Genomic DNA, 19,440 nt, shown 5'->3' with positions numbered 1-19,440 from the left:
TCACCCATAAGCATGTCAGTAGTCAGGTACAGTCACCATGCATCATATTATCGGCTTATATACCTCGAAAAAAACAGAGCGTTTATGGCCGCTAGACCCAGAAGACCGAATTGTTTTCAGATCTGACTGCTTTCATGCGTTTGGATATTTTTCCCTTATAGCACCTGCTTTTGAACGATATGCACAAAGAGATGCACGGATAAGCATTACATCAATGAATGTAATGTTCCGCTTGAGAACTGACGATCTAGCTGACGCATTGGCAATTTTGAACGATCTCGAAACACAGCTCTATCAGCAACCAACAAGTTGGCAGGAGTATCTCGGGGAAATCCAACACCCAAGGCAAGAAAAGCGGCCAATCAAACCGCTGTTATTCAGACGTCGAGCCGTTCGGATTGTCCAAAGGTTGCGAGCGTTAATACTTAAAGCTCAAGCCCAGGATAAATGCTTGGTATATGGAAATGGTGTTTGCTACCGCGCACTGTGCGGCATAAAAATGCCGGCCGGCACCGTGTACTCCTAGAGCCGAATCTACGGTTCAAGCGTTCGCTTCGCTCGCCGGGGACGGGATAAACCCCATCCGATAATCAAACGAAAGGATCCAGCCGAGTGGCTGCTTCTGGCCGATTTCTGCCTGTCGTGAAGGGCAGAAATCGACTGTGGATTCAACCGGTCGACGCTTCGCGCCATCCGCTGAAACAGATGGTCAGTCTTACTTAACCAATTCGACCTCGCTCGGCCGCCACTCTTTCGTAAAGAACGATTCAAGCGGGCTGTAGAGGCGCAGGAGCGTAAACCACCCTTTGTCGGGCGTAGTCTGGATCCAGTTGCCTGCCTTGGCGTCAGCGGGCTTGGAAGGGCCGAAGTAGATAGTCGTCGAACCGTCCGCGTTCTCTGTGGCGGCCGGTGTAGGGTAGGTCTGGCTTCCTGCGCGCGGGTAACGCTGCGGCGTCTGGAGCATTGACCGCGTCTGGTTGTCGTAGACGGTGAACGACCAGAACTTGGCTGCGGGGATCTTCGGCGGCAGAGTCACCTTGTAGGTCTTGCCGCCATCAAAGGGGTTTTTTTCAGCATCAGTGAATCCCATGAGGTACTGCGAACCGACATTGGGCAATCGCATGATCATGCCCGGCGAATCCATGGTGTAGCCGTAGTAAAAGGCCGCGCGGGAATCGAGGGTCCGCGCGCCAGTCGGTGGCAGCGCTTTAAACAAGCCTTCCTTGGTGATCGTCGGCGGCGGCGTCTCGAAGTCGAAGCCACCTTGCCATAGCATGTTGGCCCACATCGAGTTCGGATAAAGGGACCAACCAGGATAGTCTGCGGCACGCCAATTCAGCGCTCGCCCAGCCGCGTTGCCCACCGCCGCAGCGTCGGTGAGAATCTTCTTCATTCGGGCGTCGGGGCTGAAGGGTTTGCCCTTCACGATACCAATGGCCGCCAGTTGGCCAATGAGTTCCGGGTTGAACGAGGTGGCCGGTTCCAGCTGTACGAGCTTGTCGAGCATCTCGAAATAGGAGAAGTCGTTAGGCGCGATTGTATTGAATGACTTGCCGCTCCCCTCAACGAACTTCGTCGGCGGTATCGGTGGATTGGGCGCAAGCCTGACGTTGCCTTCGAGTGCCGTGGCAATGCTGGTGCCAAATCCGCCCGGCGTGTAGGGGTAGATTTTCAGCGATTGTTTGATCTCGGCCACAGCAGGTTTCGGATCGTTGTTCTCCATGAAGGCACGAACGGCGTAGAGAACATGATTGGTTTTTGATCGGCCCACGAAGAAGCCGCTGTCTGGAAGAGGACCTTCGTAGTCCGGAGGCACGATCAGGTACTTGCCTCCTTCGCCCCGATCAGGGCCGGGCGCGCCGATGTCGATGATCCAGCCGAACCACATGTCATTGAGCGTACCGAGCGCCTTCGGTGGCACCTCAACCACCAACGGCCCCTTCGTCAAGTCGAGGACCGCGAGCGTATAGATCGTATCGACGTTGGCGGTGAGAAAGAGCGATTTGGAATCCATCAACTCAGAGAAGATAACCACCGAGTTGTCCTCAGCCCCGATGCTGTGGAAGCCCTCGCGAACCGCATAGGCCGAGGCGCCCGAAAAACTGTTCATGAACGCGTCTACACCACGGGTGAAGGCCAGGGTGTCATAGACGTCCTGAGCGGTTTTTGCGCTCGGCGCGCCGTCCTTGAATTCCAACGTCCCGATACGGGTCTCAAGACGATCGGGCGTGGTGATCGCCGGGGGGATTTCGGTGGCGGTTTGCCCCTTGGCTATCACAGGAATGGCCAGCGCGACGAAGGTCGCCAGTACGGCCAGTGGTCTGAGCGTGTGCGTCATAGTGCTCTCCTTGAGAGGCGTCTATTGCATTGACTACCCAAATAAACCTAGTGGTGGAAGTGTACTTTCACGACGCGGGTCGTCTCGTGCGAGTTGGCCCGCGTGCGTTCCTAGTCTTTGTTGCCGACCTTGTTCTGGGCTGCCTCCTTGCCCGCGACATTCAACTGCGGCGGTTCGAGCTTGACGGTGAGTTTGTGCAGCGAGCCGTTGAACGCGAACGGTACCTGGTAATCCTTGTCATCGACGGGAGTGCCGGTGTCAGAGCCGACGTCGAAACTTTCATCCACGCCGAAGACGAATGGAACGCTGTTGGGGATCGTACGGCTCGCCACTTGCTTGCCATCCACCGAGAGCACGCCGGTGCCGCCTTTTCCGAACCCCGGCCCAGCGTATTTAAAATCGAAGCTGATGCCGTGCTTTCCGGGAGTAAGCGCCTCGGTCCCTTCCCAACGGAATTGCGCCACTCCCTCAAGGTTGTAGCTGAAAACCGGCTTGCCTTTCAGAAGGTAGAGGGCATAACCACCGAAGCGGCCGCCGTCCGTCACCAGCACGCCGTCGCCGCCGCTTTGCGGAACGGTGACGTCAGCCGAAATAACGTAGGACTTGTTCAATGTGTTGGGCTCGTTGCCTGGAAGAATGCCGGTCACCGGCGACAAGTAATTGAACTCGGTGCGTCCGGCCACGATGCTCGGGCGCTGAGCAACGACGCGCGTAAAGCCGGAGGCGTCGAGCGGTAACACTTGATACTTGTTCGCTTCCACCCAGAACAGATCCTGGAGTTCCTTGAGTTTGGCAGGGTTGGCTGCTGCGACATCGTCGTTCTGCGTCCAGTCTTTGGTGATGTCGTACAGCTCCCATTTGACGCCATTGACGATGTCCTTGGGTGGCTGCGCGGTGATGTCCCAAGGTGCGCGGTAGGGCGTCGTCGAAGCCATCCAGCCCTCGTGGTAGAGCGCGCGCAATCCAAGCATTTCGAAATACTGCGTGGTGCGCGTGGACGGCTTGTCGGCATTCGGCTTGTCAAAAAGGTAAGCCATGCTCGTGCCTTCGATGGGCTTTTGCGCAATGCCATCTACCTGGAGCGGCGCGTCTATGCCGGTGGCTTCGAGGATCGTCGGCTCGATGTCAATGACGTGGTGGAACTGGTTACGGATGCCGCCGGCATCCTTGATCCGGTTCGGCCAGGAGATGGCCATGCCTTGGCGGGTGCCGCCAAAATGTGATGCGACCTGCTTGGTCCACTTGAAAGGTGTATCCATGGCCCAGGTCCAGCCCACGGCCATGTGCGGATAGGTCTGGTCCGAGCCCCAAGCGTCTAAATACTTCATCTGGTCGGCCACCGGTACGTTGATTCCGTTGAAGGTAGTCATTTCGTTTGGTGTGCCGTTAGGGGTGCCTTCTGCGCTACCGCCGTTGTCGCCGCTGATGTAGATAACCAGCGTGTTATCGAGCTTGCCCATGTCATCAATCGCCTGGATCACCCGGCCGATTTCATGGTCGGTGTACGCGAGATAGGCCGCATAGACCTCCATTTGGTGGGCATACAGTTTTTTCTCGTCGGCCGGCAGTTCGTCCCATTTCTTCAGAGAGTCCGGCCACGGCGTGAGTTTGGCTTGCTGCGGGATGACACCGAGGCGCTTCTGGTTGGCGAAGATCTGGTCGCGCGCGACGTTCCAGCCCATGTCGAACTTGCCCTTGAATTTATCTATCCATTCGGGCGTCGGGTGATGCGGCGCGTGGGTGCCGCCGGGCGCGTAATAAAGAAAGAACGGCTTCTTCGGATCGAGTGCGTTCAATTCATTGACGTAGCCGACGGCGTCATCCGCCATCGCGGTGATCAGGTTCCAGCCTGGTTTGCCGACGTAGGGATGGATCGGGGTGGTGTTGCGCATCAGATTGCCCGGTTGCCACTGGTTTGTTTCGCCCCCCATGAACCCGTAGAAATAATCAAAGCCCATGCCGATGGGCCATTGATCAAACGGGCCGGCCTGACTGATCTGGAAGGAAGGGGTGTTGTGGTTTTTGCCGAACCACGAGGTGGCGTAGCCGTTGTCCTTGAGGATTTTGCCAATGGTCACCTTGTCCTTGGTGATGACGCTGTTGTAGCCGGGATAGCCCGTTGAAACTTCGGTGATGACGCCGAAGCCGACGGAATGGTGATTGCGCCCGGTAATCAAGGCGGCGCGCGTCGGTGAGCACAGTGCCGTCGAATTGAATTGCGTGAAGCGCAACCCGGCTGCCGCGACGCGATCCATGGCGGGCGTAGGGATGATGCCGCCGAACGTACTGGGGGCGCCGAAGCCGACATCGTCGGTGATGATCAACAAGATATTCGGCGCGTCTTTGGGCGGAACGACGGTCGGCGACCAGTAGGGTGTGGAGCTTGCGGCGTCGAGGTTGATAACGCCGCGGAATGCTTCTGGAGGATTAGGGAGGTATCTCCCATCGATGGTCGTGGTAGCGCTGGGTGAACCGGGCGTGCCGTTGACTTCCGGTGTCGCTGCATTGGCGCAAGAGAACGAAAGCAAGGCAACTGCCAGTCCTGAACTGATGCGCTGGCGCAGCCATAAAGGTTTATTCCAGTGTGCAGTGGCCATGGCCAGCTCCTGTAAACCCCCGAAACCCCAAGTTCGGAGTGTAGAACCGTTTTCTTCTCTCGCCAGTCCATCTCATCGTTCGCGCGAGCGGGCGTTGACATTGGAGTAGTGCTGTCTATACCTGATCTTGATGTCAGGAAGGTTCAGCAATGGCCGCAGCCTGAAATCAAGGGGAGCGCACATGCTTATCAGGAAACGGCGTTTGGGTATCGCCATCGTCTGCGCCGGGATCGTGTCGGCGTGCGTGGCGTTAGTGGTGTATCAGCACATTCGCGGCCCCGTGCCGTTGACGCTGGGTGATGGAAAAAATGGCCCCTTGGAAATGGTCTGGCTTCCTGCCGGCGAATTTTTGATGGGGAGCGATCATAAGCAGGCTCGTCCAAACGAGGGGCCGGCGCACAAGGTTCGACTCGACGGGTATTGGATCGACCGCTATGACGTCACCAATGCCGATTTCGCCCGTTTCATTTCTGAAACGCATTACGTCACCACCGCCGAACGTAAACCCAAATGGGAAGATCTGAAAGTACAGCTACCGCCGGGTACTCCTGAGCCGGATGACAGTGTCATGGTGCCTGGCGCATTGGTTTTTGTGGGAACAGAGAGGCCGATCCCACTCAATGATTTCAGCCAGTGGTGGGCATTTGTCCCAGGGGCTGACTGGCGCCACCCGCTGGGGCCTGACAGTACTATCGAGGGCAAGGAAACCCATCCGGTGGTTCAGGTTTCACGCGAAGATGTACAAGCGTATGCCGCATGGGCCCACAAACGGCTGCTGACCGAGGCTGAATGGGAATACGCCGCAAGAGGCGGACTGGAACAAGCGAATTATGCGTGGGGTAATGACTTCTCGCCCGGCGGGGAAAAGATGGCTAATACCTGGGATGAGGTGCAGCCGTTTCCCGTGAGCGGGTCCAGCAATAAATTCAAAATCGGCACTAAACCGGTAGGCAGTTACAGACCTAACGGCTACGGGCTCTACGACATGTCCGGTAACGTTTGGCAGTGGGTCGCCGATTGGTATCGTGCCGATGCGTTTAGAGTAGGGCTCAAGCGTCAGTCGGCGGGTGAAGCAGTGTTTAACCCGGTAGGTCCCTCCGACAGCTATGACCCGGATCTCGGAGTAACGGCCAACGCACCACAGCGTGTGATTCGAGGGGGCTCTTTTCTTTGTAGCGACAGCTACTGCACGAGCTTTCGAACCAGTGCCAGGCAGGGCGCAGATCCAATGAACTCGATGTCGCATCTCGGCTTTCGCCTGACGATGAGCAATGATCAATGGGAAAAGAACCGCTGAATGTAATATTCACGCGGGAGCCATGCTTTACCGTCAAGAAATAGCCTGCCATTGCATCGGATTTCGTTTCTGGCGCTTGTATCGCACGAAGATTTATCTGTTGGGCCCTGCGACTGAGCAAGGTGTCGCCGAGGTCGCCGGTTCCGACTTTTACGATGAAAACGCGAATGACGGCTTTTGGCCGAATTTGCTGAATGTCGCCACCGACAGCAATGTGCAGCTCTCTTCCGATCACCGTTACGAAACGTACTGGTCAAATCCGATGCAATCGGGGGTCAGATGCCATGCAAATGACTGGTAAGGTCGAATGCAAAAACGTGGTCAAGTGGAGTTCAATTTCCTATACCTTGATGTTTCCTGACAAGATGAGTGCAGTAACGTGTTTTAAACTCTGCAAGACGTCGTCCACAGCTTCAAGATCCCCTTCCATATAGTCTTGATGTTTCAACGGGGCCTAGAGTGCCGACATGGGAACCGCACTCCCCTTTAGAATTGGGGGAGTGGGGGCTCGGGGTTAATTGTTTTCGAGCGCCGCGTAGCGTCCAAGACCCGTGCCGAATAGGTCACTGCTGCGCCCGCATTGAGCGCGATTGCAGCACCCAGCGCCTCGGCGATTTCTTCACGGGAAGCGCCGTGTTTTACAGCCGCCTTGGTGTGCACTGCGATGCAACCGTCGCAGCGCGTAGTGACGGCGACTGCCAGCGCGATCAGTTCGTGTGTCTTGGCGTCAAGATGACCGGTCTTCGCACACGCGCCGTTTAGCACTTGAAGGCCGCCCACAGTATCGGGCGACAGCATGGCAAGGTCACCGACTCGGCCCAGCAGTGTTTCGCGGTAGTCATTCCAATCCAGCATCATCGTTTCTCTCCTTTAAATACGGCCGGCGGTTACGCCGCCGTCAACTGGCAACACGGTGCCGGTAATCCAGGAAGCTTGCTCAGAGGCCATGAATAGAATGGCTTCGGCCACATCCGCAGGCTGGCCATTGCGACCCAGTGGGTGGAACGCGTTGAAGGTCGGCAGTACTTCCTTGATCTGCTCGGTGTCCATGAAGGTGTTGTAGATCGGTGTTTCCACCACCGCAGGGGCGACTGTATTGATACGGATGTTGGACGATGCCAGCTCGATCGCCAGGTTACGGGTCAGCGCATGGACACCGGCGTTGGCGGCCGAGTACGCAGCCGATGGAGTCGCGCCGATCGCTTGCAGCGCCCACAGCGAACCGGTTTGCACGATCACGCCACCGCCGCGTTGCTGCATTGCTTTGGCTGCGGCCTGGGCCATGAAAAATTTGCCCTTGAGAATGATGTCGATGAAGCTGTCGTATTCCTGCTCATCGACCTCCAGGAAAGGCTTGGGATTAAACACGCCTGCGTTGCTGACCAGGATGTCCACGCCCCCGAACTCGGCTGTCGCCAATTCGACCAATGCCTTGGCCGTGGCGGGCATGGCGATATCACCCGCCAAGGTACGTATCTGTTTGCCGCTAGGGTCGATTTGCGCTGCGGCTTTTTCAAGTTTTGCCGAATCACGACCGGCGATCACAACACTAGCTCCCTCAGCAACTAGACGTTGAGCAACTTCTTTACCGATGCCTGAACCGCCGCCGGTTACGATCGCGACTTTGGAAGAAAATCTTTTCATGTTGAGATGCCCTGTGTGAGTGAGGAAAAATGTTCCGACCGGCTTTACTCGGATATTTGCAGTATTTGAGCCTTTAACGTTTCGGTCTGGCTGCTATTCTTCGTCTTCGGGTCAGGGCTCACAAATCAGAAGTTTTTTCCAATCATTAAAGAATTTCTTTAACAGATGACGACACCAACCTATCTAAACGCGCTCCGGGCATTTGAGGCCGCAGCTCGGCATCAAAGTTTTTCAGCCGCAGCAGCAGAACTTCATGTCACGTCCGCGGCCGTGGGGCAGCAAGTGAGAACACTGGAGGCGTGGCTGGGTATTACGTTGTTCAATCGTTCTTACAGTGGAACCGCGCGGCTAGTCCCGACGGATGTCGCCCGAGAAGCTCTACCGGATATTCGGGAAGGTTTTGACCGTTTACGCATGGGGTTGGCGCGGTTGAAGGAGGGCTCGCTCAGCACGGGGTTGACCGTTACCGTCAGTCCGGCATTTGCGGCCAAGTGGTTGTTGCCCCGTATTGAACGATTTCAACTTGCGCACCCACAAATCGATGTGTTGCTGGACACCAATCTCAGGCCTGTGGATTTCATTGCCGAGGGCATGGACATCGGCGTTCGATATGGTGTGGGGCATTGGCCGGGATTGACGGCGATCAAAATGATGGACGAAGAGATGTACCCTGTCTGCGCACCGACCTATCCATTGCTGAAGGCGGGGCGACTGTCAGGCAATAAACTGCCCCAGGCAACGTTGATTCATGACTTGTCGATGGCGGGCGATCCTGCATACCCCACTTGGCGAACCTGGCTCGATGCGACGGGATACACCGATGTAAATGCGGAGCACGGGCTGCGTATCAACAATTCGGCTGCCGTACTTCAAGCGACTATCGACGGTCACGGACTGGCACTTGGACGTAGCGTCATGTTGCGCGACGACTTGGCAGCCGGGCGGTTGATTCGACCCTTCGGCGATGCCATTCGCCTGCTGGAGTTTGCTTACTACATTGTGTTCCGGCCTGAGGTTGCTGGGCTGGCGAAAATTCAGGCGTTCCGCGATTGGCTACTCGAGGAGTCATCAAAAGTTGGCAGTGCTTGAGCGCAATTCGTTGATGAATTTTTCCTGAGCATTGAGCGACTGCTTTTGGCTGTGGATTCAACCGGTCGGTGACGTGCTACGAGCAAACTGCAGCGCCGCCTTTCACATCATCCTCCCACTTCCTAAAAAACGAAAAGACCTCAGGCCCATCCTCTGGGTTTCAGCACATCTACAAGTTGCCCATCAGGCGAGTAGCCATCTACAGAGTGGATGATCGTTATATTACGGAGCGGAACACACTTGGTAAGCCTACGCTCTCGGGATTGCAGATCGACTTGGTATCAACCCTTACGTGTACGGTAAATAGCTGCGTCGGGGTCGTTTGGTCAATGAGGTTGATGTCCCCGTAGCTTGTGTTCCTGACTTTCGGCGAGAAAGCGCCAGACTGCTGGGTCCTCGCCAAAGGCCGCGTTGAAGCGAAGCCAGGGGGTGACCTCCAGGTCGGGGCGGAAGATGCAGCCGGGGGACAGCAGGATATTCTGCTTGAGCCCTGCGCGTGTTAGGGCCACCGGATCGAAACCTTCCTGGCCGCTACCGATCCACAGATACGGCGCTGGTGCGATGGGGGCCCAGCATTGCCAGCCGAGCTGTTGCAGTTGCTGGCGAGCAAACACCTGGGCCTGCAATAGACGATCGCGCAGCCTCTGGCAGCGTTTGCGCTGGGTACCGTCATTGAGCATCTGCAACGCCAGCCGCTCGCAAAGCTGCGAACTGTAGAGGCCGGTGGTCATCTTGTAGTGCAGCAAAGCTTCGGCCACTGCCGGTTCAGCAGTGACGAAGCCAACCCGCAGCGAGGGGGCCATGCTTTTAGAAATGCTGCCGATATAAATCACCCGCTGCAGGTTGTCGAGGGCGGCCAGTGGTGGCTGGTTGTTCGGTACCAACTGACCATGCACGTCATCCTCAACGATCCAGCAATCATGAGTATCCGCAAGTTGCAGCACGCGATGGGCTACCGCCGGGCTATAACTGGCGCCGGTTGGGTTCTGCAGCCAAGGATTGGTGAAAAAGGCCTTGGGCCGATGTTGGGTCAGCAACTCGCCAAGCTTCTCCACATCCGGACCCTGTGGGGTCCAGGGTACCCCGATTATTTTGACTTTGTGGTCACGCAGATTAGACAGCAGGTTGATATAGCCTGGGTCGTCCACCAGCACACAATCACCCGGATGCAGTAGGGCGTTGATCACTATGTTTAGCGCCTGGCTGGCTCCCTGGGTAAGCAAGATTTGCTCACTTTGTACAGGTACCCCTCGCTCGTTCAGATGGCGCTGCAGCCATTGCCGAAGGACCAGGAGGCCACGAGACTCACCATATTCGGCAATCAGTCCAGAGCCACGAGCAAGGCTGCGCATGGCCAGGCGAAGGCCCGCCTCATCCAGCCAGGTATCTGGCAGACCGCCGCTACCCGGTTGCAAGGCATCAGCATCCGGATCAAACGCATCATCCAGCAGCCAATAGACATCCCCCAGCGGGGCTGCGCTGCGTTGCTGCTCGATACTCGGCGAGGCCTGGGCGACAAAGAAGCCAGCACCTTTACGCACCTCGACATAACTCAAAGCGACCAAGCGATCATAAGCCTGTACCACGGTGAAGGTACTGACCTCGAATTCCTTGGCTGCGGCACGAATGGATGGCAAACGGGCGCCCTGGGCCAGCTTGGCCTGATCAATCAATTGCGAAAAATGCTGCACCAGCCGACCGATACGGGATGTCTTTTGAGGCGAACTCATGAGGGGGTGTGTAGCCTTTTCGACCAATACAGGTACGTTCATCTTAGGGGCTGCTGTGTATGGAATGAAAGCGAATATCGCGTAGTTTGGCGTCGAAGTAATCGCGCTCTTAACCGGTGTTATGCAGATGCACAGAATAAAAAATACTTCTTGGCCTGATGATCTTGGGCCGCCGTGTCGCCGTGCAGTCGCCCCACCTACCCACCCGACCGACTCGCCAATCATGACTGCAGTCCGGGCGGCAAGATGCTCATGGCGATGTGTTTGATCACATACAAATGTTCCACAACGCCAACGCGTCGTCATCGTTTCAACAAACAGCTATCGCTGCTGGCGCTTTAAAAGCGTTACGCACTGAGCTTGGAAGAGTGTCAGGGGAAACTGGGGCGGTTCAAACGTCCTGAAAAACCCGATAAAAGGAGATGTGCATGACCCGTTATATCGACGTCAACGACCTGAGCCAGCTCGTTGCCCAAAAAGGCATCGCCCAGTGCCTGACTGAAATGGCCGAATACATTCGTGAGGACTATCTGCGCTGGCACGCATTCGAAAAGTGCGCCCGCCTGGCCAACCACTCCCCCGAAGGGGTGATTGAGTTGATGCCGATCTCCGACCACTTACTCTATGCTTTCAAGTGCGTCAACGGCCACCCGAAGAACCCCGAGACCGGCAGGCTGACGGTGATGGCCTTTGGTGCGTTGACGGATGTCGACACCGGAACCCCGCTCCTGATCAGCGAGATGACCCTGACCACGGCGATCCGCACCGCCGCCACGTCAGCCCTGGCTGCCCGCTACCTGGCGCGCACCAATAGCCGCAGCATGGCGCTGATCGGCAACGGCTCGCAGAGCGAATTCCAGGCATTGGCCTTCCACACGTTGCTGGGTATCGAGGAGATCCGTCTGTACGACGTTGATCCGAAGGCTACCGCCAAGCTGGCTGCCAACCTGAGCGGCTTCCCTGCGATCAAGGTGAGCCTTGCCGGTAGCGTAGCCGAGGCCGTGCGCGGTGCCGATATCGTCACCACCGTAACCGCCGACAAGACCTACGCCACCATTCTCACCCCGGACATGATCGAGCCCGGCATGCACCTCAATGCTGTGGGCGGCGACTGTCCCGGCAAGACCGAGTTGCACCGCGATATCGTCGAACGCGCCCGGGTGGTCGTCGAATACGAACCACAAAGTCGTATCGAAGGGGAGATCCAGCAGATGCCGCAGGACTCGCCGATCATCGAGTTCTGGCGCGTGGTGAACGGCGAAGTGGTCGGTCGCGACACCGAGCAAAGCGTCACCTTGTTCGACTCGGTAGGCTTCGCACTGGAGGACTACTCGGCATTGCGCTACGTCCTCGACACCGCCAAGGCTCTGGATATCGGCAGCGAGATCGAGCTGGTACCTGACTTGAAAGATCCCAAAGACCTGTTTGCCCGTCTACAGCCCAAAACTTCTGTGCCGCAGAAGAAGCGCGCCTAAGACGTCTACCTGTCGCGCCAAGGCGTGGCAGGTAGAAAAGCCACTATCCCGGTGCTGCTCACTCGTCTGAACCACCCATTTGGATATTCCCATGCAAGAACATCGACATGCGCTTTTAGCGCAGACCCTTGGCGCACCACGTGAAGTCATCAGCCTGCATTTCGGGCCACAGGGGCAGGGCAAAAAGGTTTACCTGCAGGCCGGTCTGCATGCCGATGAGCACCCCGGCATGCTGGTTCTGCACCACCTCAAGAACCACCTGCTGACGCTTGAGGCCGCTGGCCGCCTGACGGGTGAGGTGGTACTGGTGCCGATCGCCAACCCGATTGGCCTCGGCAACTATGTATTCGGGCGTCAGTTGGGCCGCTTTGAGCTGTCCAGCCGAGAGAACTTCAACCGCAACTACCTCGATCTCGCCGAACTCGTGTGCGAGCAGGTCAGCAGTGAACTTGGCAGCGATCCCATTGCCAACGTCGCGCTGATCCGTCGCTGCACTCGCGAACGCCTCGAAGCCCTGCAGCCACGTACCGAGCTGGAGTCTTTGCGCCTGACTCTGCTGCGCCTGGCCTGTGCTGCCGACTACGTAATCGATTTGCACTGCGACAGTGAAGCCATGGTGCACCTCTACGCACACAGCAAACAGCAGGAGCAGGCGCGAGTATTGGCGGGCTTCACAGGGGCACATGCCGTCCTGCATGCCACCGAGCAGGGTGGTCCCGACGCCAAAACCTATAGTTTCGACGAATCCTTGACGGCCATCTGGGACAGGCTGCAACAGCGCTTCCCACATCTGCCGATTCCGCTGGAAACCTTCTCCGCGACATTAGAACTGCGTGGTCTCTTCGATGTTAGCCATGAGTTGGCGATGCGTGATGCCGAGGCTCTGTTGGCGTACCTGGGGCACCTGGGCTTGATCGCAGATGCAGAGGTTGAGGTGCCGATACCCTTGTGTGAGCCAACGCCTCTGGCCGGGGTGGAGGTGCTCAATGCTCCCCACGCCGGAGTGGTGGCATACCGCGCGCCAATTGGCAGTAGGGTCGAACCAGGCACCGCGCTGGCCGATGTTATCGATCCGCTCAGCGGCCAGATCAGCACCCTCTACAGCAGTGTGGCTGGCGTTTTCTACGCACGGGTGGTTGAGCGTTTCACCGAAGCCAATACCGAGCTGACGTTTGTCGCGGGGCAAGAGCCTGTGCGCTCAGGTTCACTGCTCTGCGCCTGACGATTTTTTCCGGCAGAGCCGAACGGTGCAATAGCAACAAGATGAACATCAGGTTTCGTTTTCTGTGCGTCATGCAAGTTCCAGTAACAGTACTCATGCGCCACAAGCGCTCATGTTGGATATTAGGAATATAACAATGAAAAAAGCATTTCTGACCCTTTCTGCAGTGGCTCTCTGTGTCGCTGCCGGTTCCGCGCTGGCCAAGGAGTACAAGGAGTTGCGCTTTGGCGTCGATCCGTCCTACGCGCCCTTTGAGTCCAAGGCCGCCGATGGCAGCCTGGTTGGCTTCGATATCGACTTGGGTAATGCCATCTGTGCCGAACTGAAGGTCAAGTGCAAATGGGTCGAAAGCGATTTCGATGGCATGATTCCTGGCCTCAAGGCCAACAAGTTCGACGGCGTGATCTCGTCCATGACGGTCACCCCAGCCCGTGAGAAGGTCATCGATTTTTCCAGCGAACTGTTCTCGAGTCCTACTGTACTGGTGTTCAAGAAAGGCGCTGCCATCGACATTGATCCCGCATCGCTCAAAGGCAAAAAAGTCGGCTACGAGCAAGGCACTGTCCAGGAAGCCTATGCCAAAGCCGTACTGAACAAGGCAGGGGTAGAAACCCAGGCCTACGCGAACCAGGACCAGGTCTACGCGGACCTGATCTCCGGTCGCCTCGATGCTTCTATCCAGGAAAAGCTGCAAGCCGAATTGAGCTTTTTGAAGTCACCACAAGGTGCCGATTTCCAGGTCAGCAAACAGGTAGACAGTGAGTTGATGCCAGAGAAAACGGCGGTAGGCATCGCTAAAGGCAATCAGGAACTCAAGGCGCTTCTGGATAAAGGCCTCAAAGCACTGCACGACAATGGCACCTACGCGGCAGTCCAGAAAAAGCATTTTGGCGATGTGATTCTTTACAGCGGCAAGTAACCGTACGGTGCCCATCTGCGGATGGGCACTTTCATGATTGCCAAAGGGCTGCCCAATGTTCGAAAACCTATTGCAGATTCTGGGGTTATCCGGCTTCAGCCTTAAGGGCTTTGGCCCGCTGTTGCTGCTAGGCACCTGGATGACCGTCAAACTATCTGTACTGTCACTGTTATTGAGCGCGCTGCTCGGCCTGATCGGCGCCAGTTCCAAACTTTCACGATCATCTGTGTTGCGAGTTCCTGCACAGCTCTATACCACGCTGATCCGCGGGGTCCCGGATCTGGTGCTGATGCTGCTGATTTTCTACAGCCTGCAAACCTGGCTGACCAGCCTCACTGCAGCGCTGGGCTGGGAGTACATCGAGATCGACCCGTTTAGCGCCGGGGTCATCACTCTGGGCTTCATCTATGGCGCGTATTTTACCGAGACCTTTCGCGGAGCGATCCTCGCCGTGCCTCGCGGTCAGATGGAAGCCGCCACCGCTTATGGCTTGACCCGCGCCCAGCGCTTTCGCTTCGTGGTGTTCCCGCAAATGATGCGCTTCGCCCTGCCGGGCATCGGCAATAACTGGATGGTGATCCTCAAGGCCACCGCACTGGTCTCGATTATCGGTCTGGCCGATTTGGTCAAGGCGGCCCAGGATGCCGGTAAAAGCACCTATCAACTGTTCTTCTTTCTGATGCTGGCCGCCTTGATCTATCTGCTGATCACCAGCGTTTCAAACTATGTCCTGCGTCGGTTGGAAGTCTTCTATGCCGCAGGCTTTCGGGAGGCGGTGCGATGATCGAGCTTCTGCAGGAATACTGGAAACCTTTCCTTTACCACGACGGTCAACACATCACCGGGCTGGCCATGACCCTCTGGCTGCTCAGCGCGTCGATCTTCTTCGGCTTTGTGATGTCGATCCCCTTGTCGATTGCCCGGGCTTCAACCAATGGGTGGGTGCGCTGTCCGGTACAGTTCTACACCTTTCTGTTCCGCGGAACGCCTCTGTATATCCAGTTACTGATTTGCTACACCGGGATCTACAGCATCGCCGCAGTGCGCGCCCAGCCCATGCTTGATGCATTCTTTCGCGATGCACTGAACTGCACCATTCTGGCTTTTGCCCTGAATACCTGCGCCTATACCACAGAAATTTTCGCCGGGGCGATCCGCAGCATGAACCATGGCGAAGTCGAGGCGGCCAAGGCTTATGGCCTGCGCGGCTGGAAACTCTATGCATATGTGATCATGCCATCGGCCCTACGCCGTTCGTTGCCGTACTACAGCAACGAGGTGATTCTGATGCTGCACTCGACCACGATTGCCTTCACTGCCACCGTGCCGGACATACTCAAAGTCGCTCGCGATGCCAACTCGGCAACCTTTATGACCTTCCAGTCGTTCGGCATTGCCGCCGCTATTTATCTGGCTGTCAGTTTCTCCTTGGTCGGTTCGTTCCGCCTGGCCGAACGCCGTTGGCTGTCTTTCCTAGGCCCGGCTCACTAATTCAGGATTTGCGCACATGTACAAATTGACCGTTGATAATCTGCATAAAAGCTATGGCAGCCACGAAGTCCTCAAGGGCGTCTCACTGAAAGCCAAAACCGGCGATGTGATCAGCCTGATTGGCGCCAGTGGTTCGGGTAAAAGCACCTTCCTGCGCTGCATCAATTTCCTCGAAACGCCCAACGACGGCGCCATGAGCCTGGACAATCAGCAGATTCGCATGCTCCATGACCGGCACGGTATGCGGGTGGCCGACGAGGCTGAACTGCAGCGCATCCGCACCCGTCTGGCGATGGTGTTCCAACACTTCAACCTGTGGAGCCACATGACGGTGCTGGAAAATATCACCATGGCCCCGCATCGGGTGCTGGGTGTCAGCAAGATAGATGCAGAGGATCGGGCTCGACGCTATCTGGATAAGGTCGGTCTGCCGGCCCGCGTCGCTGATCAATATCCGGCATTCCTCTCTGGCGGTCAGCAACAGCGTGTGGCGATTGCCCGGGCCTTGTCCATGGAACCGGAAGTCATGCTATTCGACGAGCCAACCTCGGCACTCGACCCGGAACTGGTGGGCGAAGTGCTCAAGGTCATTCAGGGACTGGCCGAAGAAGGTCGTACCATGATCATGGTCACCCACGAAATGAGCTTCGCTCGCCAGGTGTCAAACCAGGTGCTGTTTCTGCATCAGGGACTGGTCGAAGAGCAGGGGGCGCCCGAGGACGTACTGGGCAACCCTCAGAGCGGGCGGCTGCAGCAGTTCCTCAGTGGCAACCTGAAGTAGATTCCCTAGTCCGAGCAACACCTTTGAGCGACTAGTCAATTGCTCAAAGTGCTAGAGATCCAGGGGGCTGTTCGAGCGCAGGCACTTTTCGTACGGAACCTAATAAATGCCCAGCATGCCTTCGATGCTACGCACCATAGAAACAAGCCGCGGATCAATGTCGTTTTTCAGCTGCCCATTGTTCAGCATAAACGCCGACCCGATTTTCAAGCAGATGATCCTTGATGCGCAATCAACCGATGTGATTTACACCAACAAGGTGACTGGCATGGGGACCAGCTTTATTACGGGCAAGTCAGGTTCGATCCGAACTGGACTAGCGTGAAGGCGCCCCGCCCCTAAGGTTTCGGTTGAACACGAAAAGCAAACCCGAGGCGACAGGCAGCTATGGGTTGTGGATTTCGGTCAGTCGCGACAGGCAGAAAACGACCCATAGCGGTCACTCGCCTTGGTCGATTCGAATTAATATCACTTAACTGTTTTTAGATGCGTAAACGCACAGCCATTATCGGAGAATCAAGATTAGTTTCGTTTTCGACTAAGCTCAAGTTTTGGCGGACATTGCCAATAAGAATGGAAGCAGCCACGTCTACATGAGGTAGCGCATGAGCAATTTACCGCCAGCAAGTCCGGAGCATCCTGAAGCCTTTGCGCAAGTGATTGCCGTACCCAGGCTTATGCGCTGGAGCAAAACAATACCCAGCAGGTGGGCGCGCCATGGTCTGGTCACCGTACTGCTGGCAATCAGCGGCTTTGCGGTGTGGTCTTCAATTACCACCGGACGCCTGGGGCAGGAGGCGATCGCCTCGAGCGTTCTGTCCGACCACTACGCAGCCGCTGCGACTGCTGTGGCAGCCGCCGAGTCGCTGGAGCGTAAGTATCGGCTGGACCCCAGCCTGAACGCACGTCGTAACTTCAAGAATGTCGTAGCGCAACTGACCATTGCGCTCGAGCGTGTTCACCACTCCGGATCGCCTGCGGACCACCTCCTTGTCGAGGATGTTCGCATGGCACTGACTCCCTACCTGGAAAGCATCACCAAGTTATTCGATGCCGTCGATCGTGGAGATGACGCGCAGGTGCGCTGGATCGACAACGAGGAGGCCGACCCGCGGTTCGAAAAGATTGAAAAAGTCGTCCTGCAAGCAGCGGCCGATCATCACAAGGAGTCTATTGTGGCGCTGGAGAAGCTGCGCACACGGGAGTCCTTCAACGCCAACAGCACTCCAATCGTTTTTATCGCCGGGCTGCTTCTCGTCGGCCTGTTCTCCCAAGTGCTGCGGCGCACTCGTGTCGAGCTCGACAGTCAACGCAAGGACGCCTTGCACGCTTCGCTACATGACAAGCTCACCGGGCTGGCCAACCGCACACTCCTGGCCGACCGTTTCGAGCAGGCATTGCGCCTGGGGCGACGCCAAGGTTCAAGCACCGGACTGTTGCTGATTGACCTCGACCGATTCAAGGAGGTCAACGACACCCTGGGGCACTATTACGGGGATCGGCTGCTCGATCAGATTGGCAAGCGGCTGGTCAGTGAGGCACGCGAAATCGACACGGTCGCCCGGCTGGGAGGTGATGAGTTTGCGATTCTGCTTCCCGCTGTCGAAGGCCTGGATGGGGCTTTGAAGGCGGCGCTACGGCTACATACCGCGATCACCGCCTCCTTTGAGATCGATGGTGTCGATCTCGATGTCGAAGCCAGCTTCGGTGTGGTGGTTTCCGGCATCCACGGCGATGACCCTTCGACGCTCATGCAGCGCGCCGACATCGCCATGTATGCAGCCAAGAAGCAGGGCAAGGGCATTCTCGTCTACGACCCTGGCTCGGATCGGCGCTCCCCGGAGCGTCTTGCCATGCTCGGTGAGCTGCGTCGGGGTCTGGATCGCGGTGAGTTGTTCCTGGACTACCAACCGAAGGTCAGCCTGAGCACGGGCAAAGTCACCGGTGTCGAGGCGCTCGTGCGCTGGCAGCATCCGGTGCGGGGTCTCGTGCGACCGGATGAGTTCATTCCCTTCGCCGAGCTCACCGGGATCATCGGCTCCCTGACTTATTACGTGCTCAACCTTGCTCTGGCTCAGGTGCGGGCCTGGGCCGACGCCGGGATATGCATACCGGTAGCGGTCAACATTTCTGCGCGAAACCTGCTGGACGACAAGTTGGTGTTTCAGATCGTCGATCTGCTTGAGCGTTACAAATTGACTCCGAATATGCTCGTGCTCGAAGTGACTGAGTCGGCGATCATGCTCGATTCAAATGCGGCTCGGGAAATCCTGATGCAGTTGCATACGATGGGCATCCGTATTGCCATCGATGATTTTGGCGCCGGCTATACCAGCCTGGCTCAGCTGAAGGACCTGCCCATCAGCGAACTCAAGATCGACAAATCCTTTGTACTGGCCATGCAATGCGATCAGGCCAACGAACTGATCGTTCGAAGCGTCGTCGACCTTGGCCACAACCTTGGCATGTCGGTCATCGCCGAAGGCGTAGAAACAGCCGACGTGCTCGATGCGCTGGGCATATATCACTGCGACATCGCCCAGGGTTTTCACCTCTGCCGACCGGTCAGCGCCGAAGCGTTCATGCAGTGGTATGAAGAACGAGAGCGCAAGTAGCTCAACAGCCTCTCACCGATTCGGGGTATATCTGATCACAAACGATCGCATGCCATTGAGTGCTTCTGGCCAATTTCTGCCTGCCACGACCGACGCATTCAAATGATCGTTTCTAGCCGAAAACTGCCGGTCACTGTCCGCTATTGGCCGATTCTGTTGAAAAAGTCGGCTTTCTCAAGCTGCCGAAAAATTGATCGGCGAAAGCGCCTTTTAGCACGCTGCTACGTGAAATCTCAGTCCGA

The 19,440-nt window shown here is 56.8% G+C and carries 17 protein-coding genes; 12 read left to right on the top strand and 5 right to left on the bottom strand.

What is annotated here, in order from left to right:
- Positions 1-37 precede the first annotated feature (37 nt).
- Positions 38-526, top strand: a complete 489-nt coding sequence (locus tag JFU47_RS29380) for a hypothetical protein (protein WP_140679957.1) — start codon at positions 38-40, stop codon at positions 524-526.
- A 189-nt stretch (positions 527-715) separates the two neighbouring features.
- Here the strand turns inward: JFU47_RS29380 and JFU47_RS29375 are convergent, their stop codons facing one another.
- Together JFU47_RS29375 and JFU47_RS29370 are read right to left on the bottom strand one after the other, a co-directional pair.
- Positions 716-2,338 carry a DUF1254 domain-containing protein gene (locus tag JFU47_RS29375; RefSeq protein WP_201187671.1) on the bottom strand — a complete coding sequence of 541 codons (1,623 nt, stop codon included), beginning with the start codon at positions 2,336-2,338 and terminating at the stop codon, positions 716-718.
- A gap of 110 nt (positions 2,339-2,448) precedes the next feature.
- Entirely contained in the window at positions 2,449-4,935 is a 2,487-nt protein-coding gene (locus JFU47_RS29370) for an arylsulfatase (RefSeq protein ID WP_201187670.1), read from the bottom strand.
- 202 nt (positions 4,936-5,137) lie between these two features.
- On the opposite strand from JFU47_RS29370, the gene JFU47_RS29365 reads away from it, so the two are divergent.
- Complete coding sequence (locus tag JFU47_RS29365; RefSeq protein ID WP_201187669.1) at positions 5,138-6,232, top strand: formylglycine-generating enzyme family protein; 1,095 nt, start codon at positions 5,138-5,140, stop codon at positions 6,230-6,232.
- Positions 6,233-6,254: 22 nt separating this feature from the next.
- On the top strand, positions 6,255-6,533 hold the full coding sequence (locus tag JFU47_RS29360; RefSeq protein ID WP_201187668.1) for a hypothetical protein: 279 nt from the start codon (positions 6,255-6,257) through the stop codon (positions 6,531-6,533).
- A gap of 185 nt (positions 6,534-6,718) precedes the next feature.
- Here the strand turns inward: JFU47_RS29360 and JFU47_RS29355 are convergent, their stop codons facing one another.
- Positions 6,719-7,087, bottom strand: a complete 369-nt coding sequence (locus JFU47_RS29355) for a carboxymuconolactone decarboxylase family protein (protein WP_201188521.1) — start codon at positions 7,085-7,087, stop codon at positions 6,719-6,721.
- Positions 7,088-7,102: 15 nt separating this feature from the next.
- Positions 7,103-7,876: an SDR family NAD(P)-dependent oxidoreductase gene (locus JFU47_RS29350; protein ID WP_201187667.1), complete on the bottom strand. Its 774-nt coding sequence runs from the start codon at positions 7,874-7,876 to the stop codon at positions 7,103-7,105.
- 165 nt (positions 7,877-8,041) lie between these two features.
- Between JFU47_RS29350 and JFU47_RS29345 the strand changes: the two genes are divergently transcribed.
- Positions 8,042-8,965: a LysR substrate-binding domain-containing protein gene (locus tag JFU47_RS29345; RefSeq protein ID WP_201187666.1), complete on the top strand. Its 924-nt coding sequence runs from the start codon at positions 8,042-8,044 to the stop codon at positions 8,963-8,965.
- Positions 8,966-9,291: 326 nt separating this feature from the next.
- Here the strand turns inward: JFU47_RS29345 and JFU47_RS29340 are convergent, their stop codons facing one another.
- Positions 9,292-10,920 (bottom strand): aminotransferase-like domain-containing protein, encoded by a 1,629-nt coding sequence (locus tag JFU47_RS29340; RefSeq protein WP_201187665.1) that lies wholly within the window; start codon positions 10,918-10,920, stop codon positions 9,292-9,294.
- Between the two features lie 203 nt (positions 10,921-11,123).
- Here JFU47_RS29340 and JFU47_RS29335 point away from each other — a divergent pair, with 203 nt between their 5' ends.
- The 8 genes from JFU47_RS29335 to JFU47_RS29300 all read left to right on the top strand — a co-directional run bounded on the left by JFU47_RS29335 (position 11,124) and on the right by JFU47_RS29300 (position 19,198).
- A complete protein-coding gene (locus JFU47_RS29335) occupies positions 11,124-12,170 on the top strand; it encodes an ornithine cyclodeaminase (RefSeq protein ID WP_201187664.1) in 1,047 nt (348 codons plus the stop codon).
- Positions 12,171-12,261: 91 nt separating this feature from the next.
- A complete protein-coding gene (locus tag JFU47_RS29330; protein ID WP_201187663.1) occupies positions 12,262-13,392 on the top strand; it encodes a succinylglutamate desuccinylase/aspartoacylase family protein in 1,131 nt (376 codons plus the stop codon).
- Between the two features lie 136 nt (positions 13,393-13,528).
- Positions 13,529-14,311: a transporter substrate-binding domain-containing protein gene (locus JFU47_RS29325; protein ID WP_150656162.1), complete on the top strand. Its 783-nt coding sequence runs from the start codon at positions 13,529-13,531 to the stop codon at positions 14,309-14,311.
- A gap of 55 nt (positions 14,312-14,366) precedes the next feature.
- Positions 14,367-15,095, top strand: a complete 729-nt coding sequence (locus JFU47_RS29320; RefSeq protein WP_201187662.1) for an ABC transporter permease — start codon at positions 14,367-14,369, stop codon at positions 15,093-15,095.
- On the top strand, positions 15,092-15,802 hold the full coding sequence (locus tag JFU47_RS29315; protein WP_201187660.1) for an ABC transporter permease: 711 nt from the start codon (positions 15,092-15,094) through the stop codon (positions 15,800-15,802). Before JFU47_RS29320 ends, JFU47_RS29315 begins: the two co-directional genes overlap by 4 nt.
- A gap of 16 nt (positions 15,803-15,818) precedes the next feature.
- Positions 15,819-16,583 (top strand): ABC transporter ATP-binding protein, encoded by a 765-nt coding sequence (locus JFU47_RS29310; protein ID WP_201187658.1) that lies wholly within the window; start codon positions 15,819-15,821, stop codon positions 16,581-16,583.
- 106 nt (positions 16,584-16,689) lie between these two features.
- The gene (locus JFU47_RS29305) at positions 16,690-16,908 is read left to right on the top strand and encodes a hypothetical protein (RefSeq protein WP_201187657.1); all 219 of its coding nucleotides are present in this window, start codon (positions 16,690-16,692) and stop codon (positions 16,906-16,908) included.
- Between the two features lie 280 nt (positions 16,909-17,188).
- On the top strand, positions 17,189-19,198 hold the full coding sequence (locus tag JFU47_RS29300) for a putative bifunctional diguanylate cyclase/phosphodiesterase (RefSeq protein ID WP_201187655.1): 2,010 nt from the start codon (positions 17,189-17,191) through the stop codon (positions 19,196-19,198).
- Positions 19,199-19,440: the final 242 nt, after the last annotated feature.

Origin of the sequence: Pseudomonas sp. TH39(2020) (assembly GCF_016650715.1) — a bacterium.
In the GTDB taxonomy this organism is placed as follows: Bacteria; Pseudomonadota; Gammaproteobacteria; order Pseudomonadales; family Pseudomonadaceae; genus Aquipseudomonas; species Aquipseudomonas mandelii_C.
This window is presented reverse-complemented; position numbering and strand designations above follow the sequence as displayed.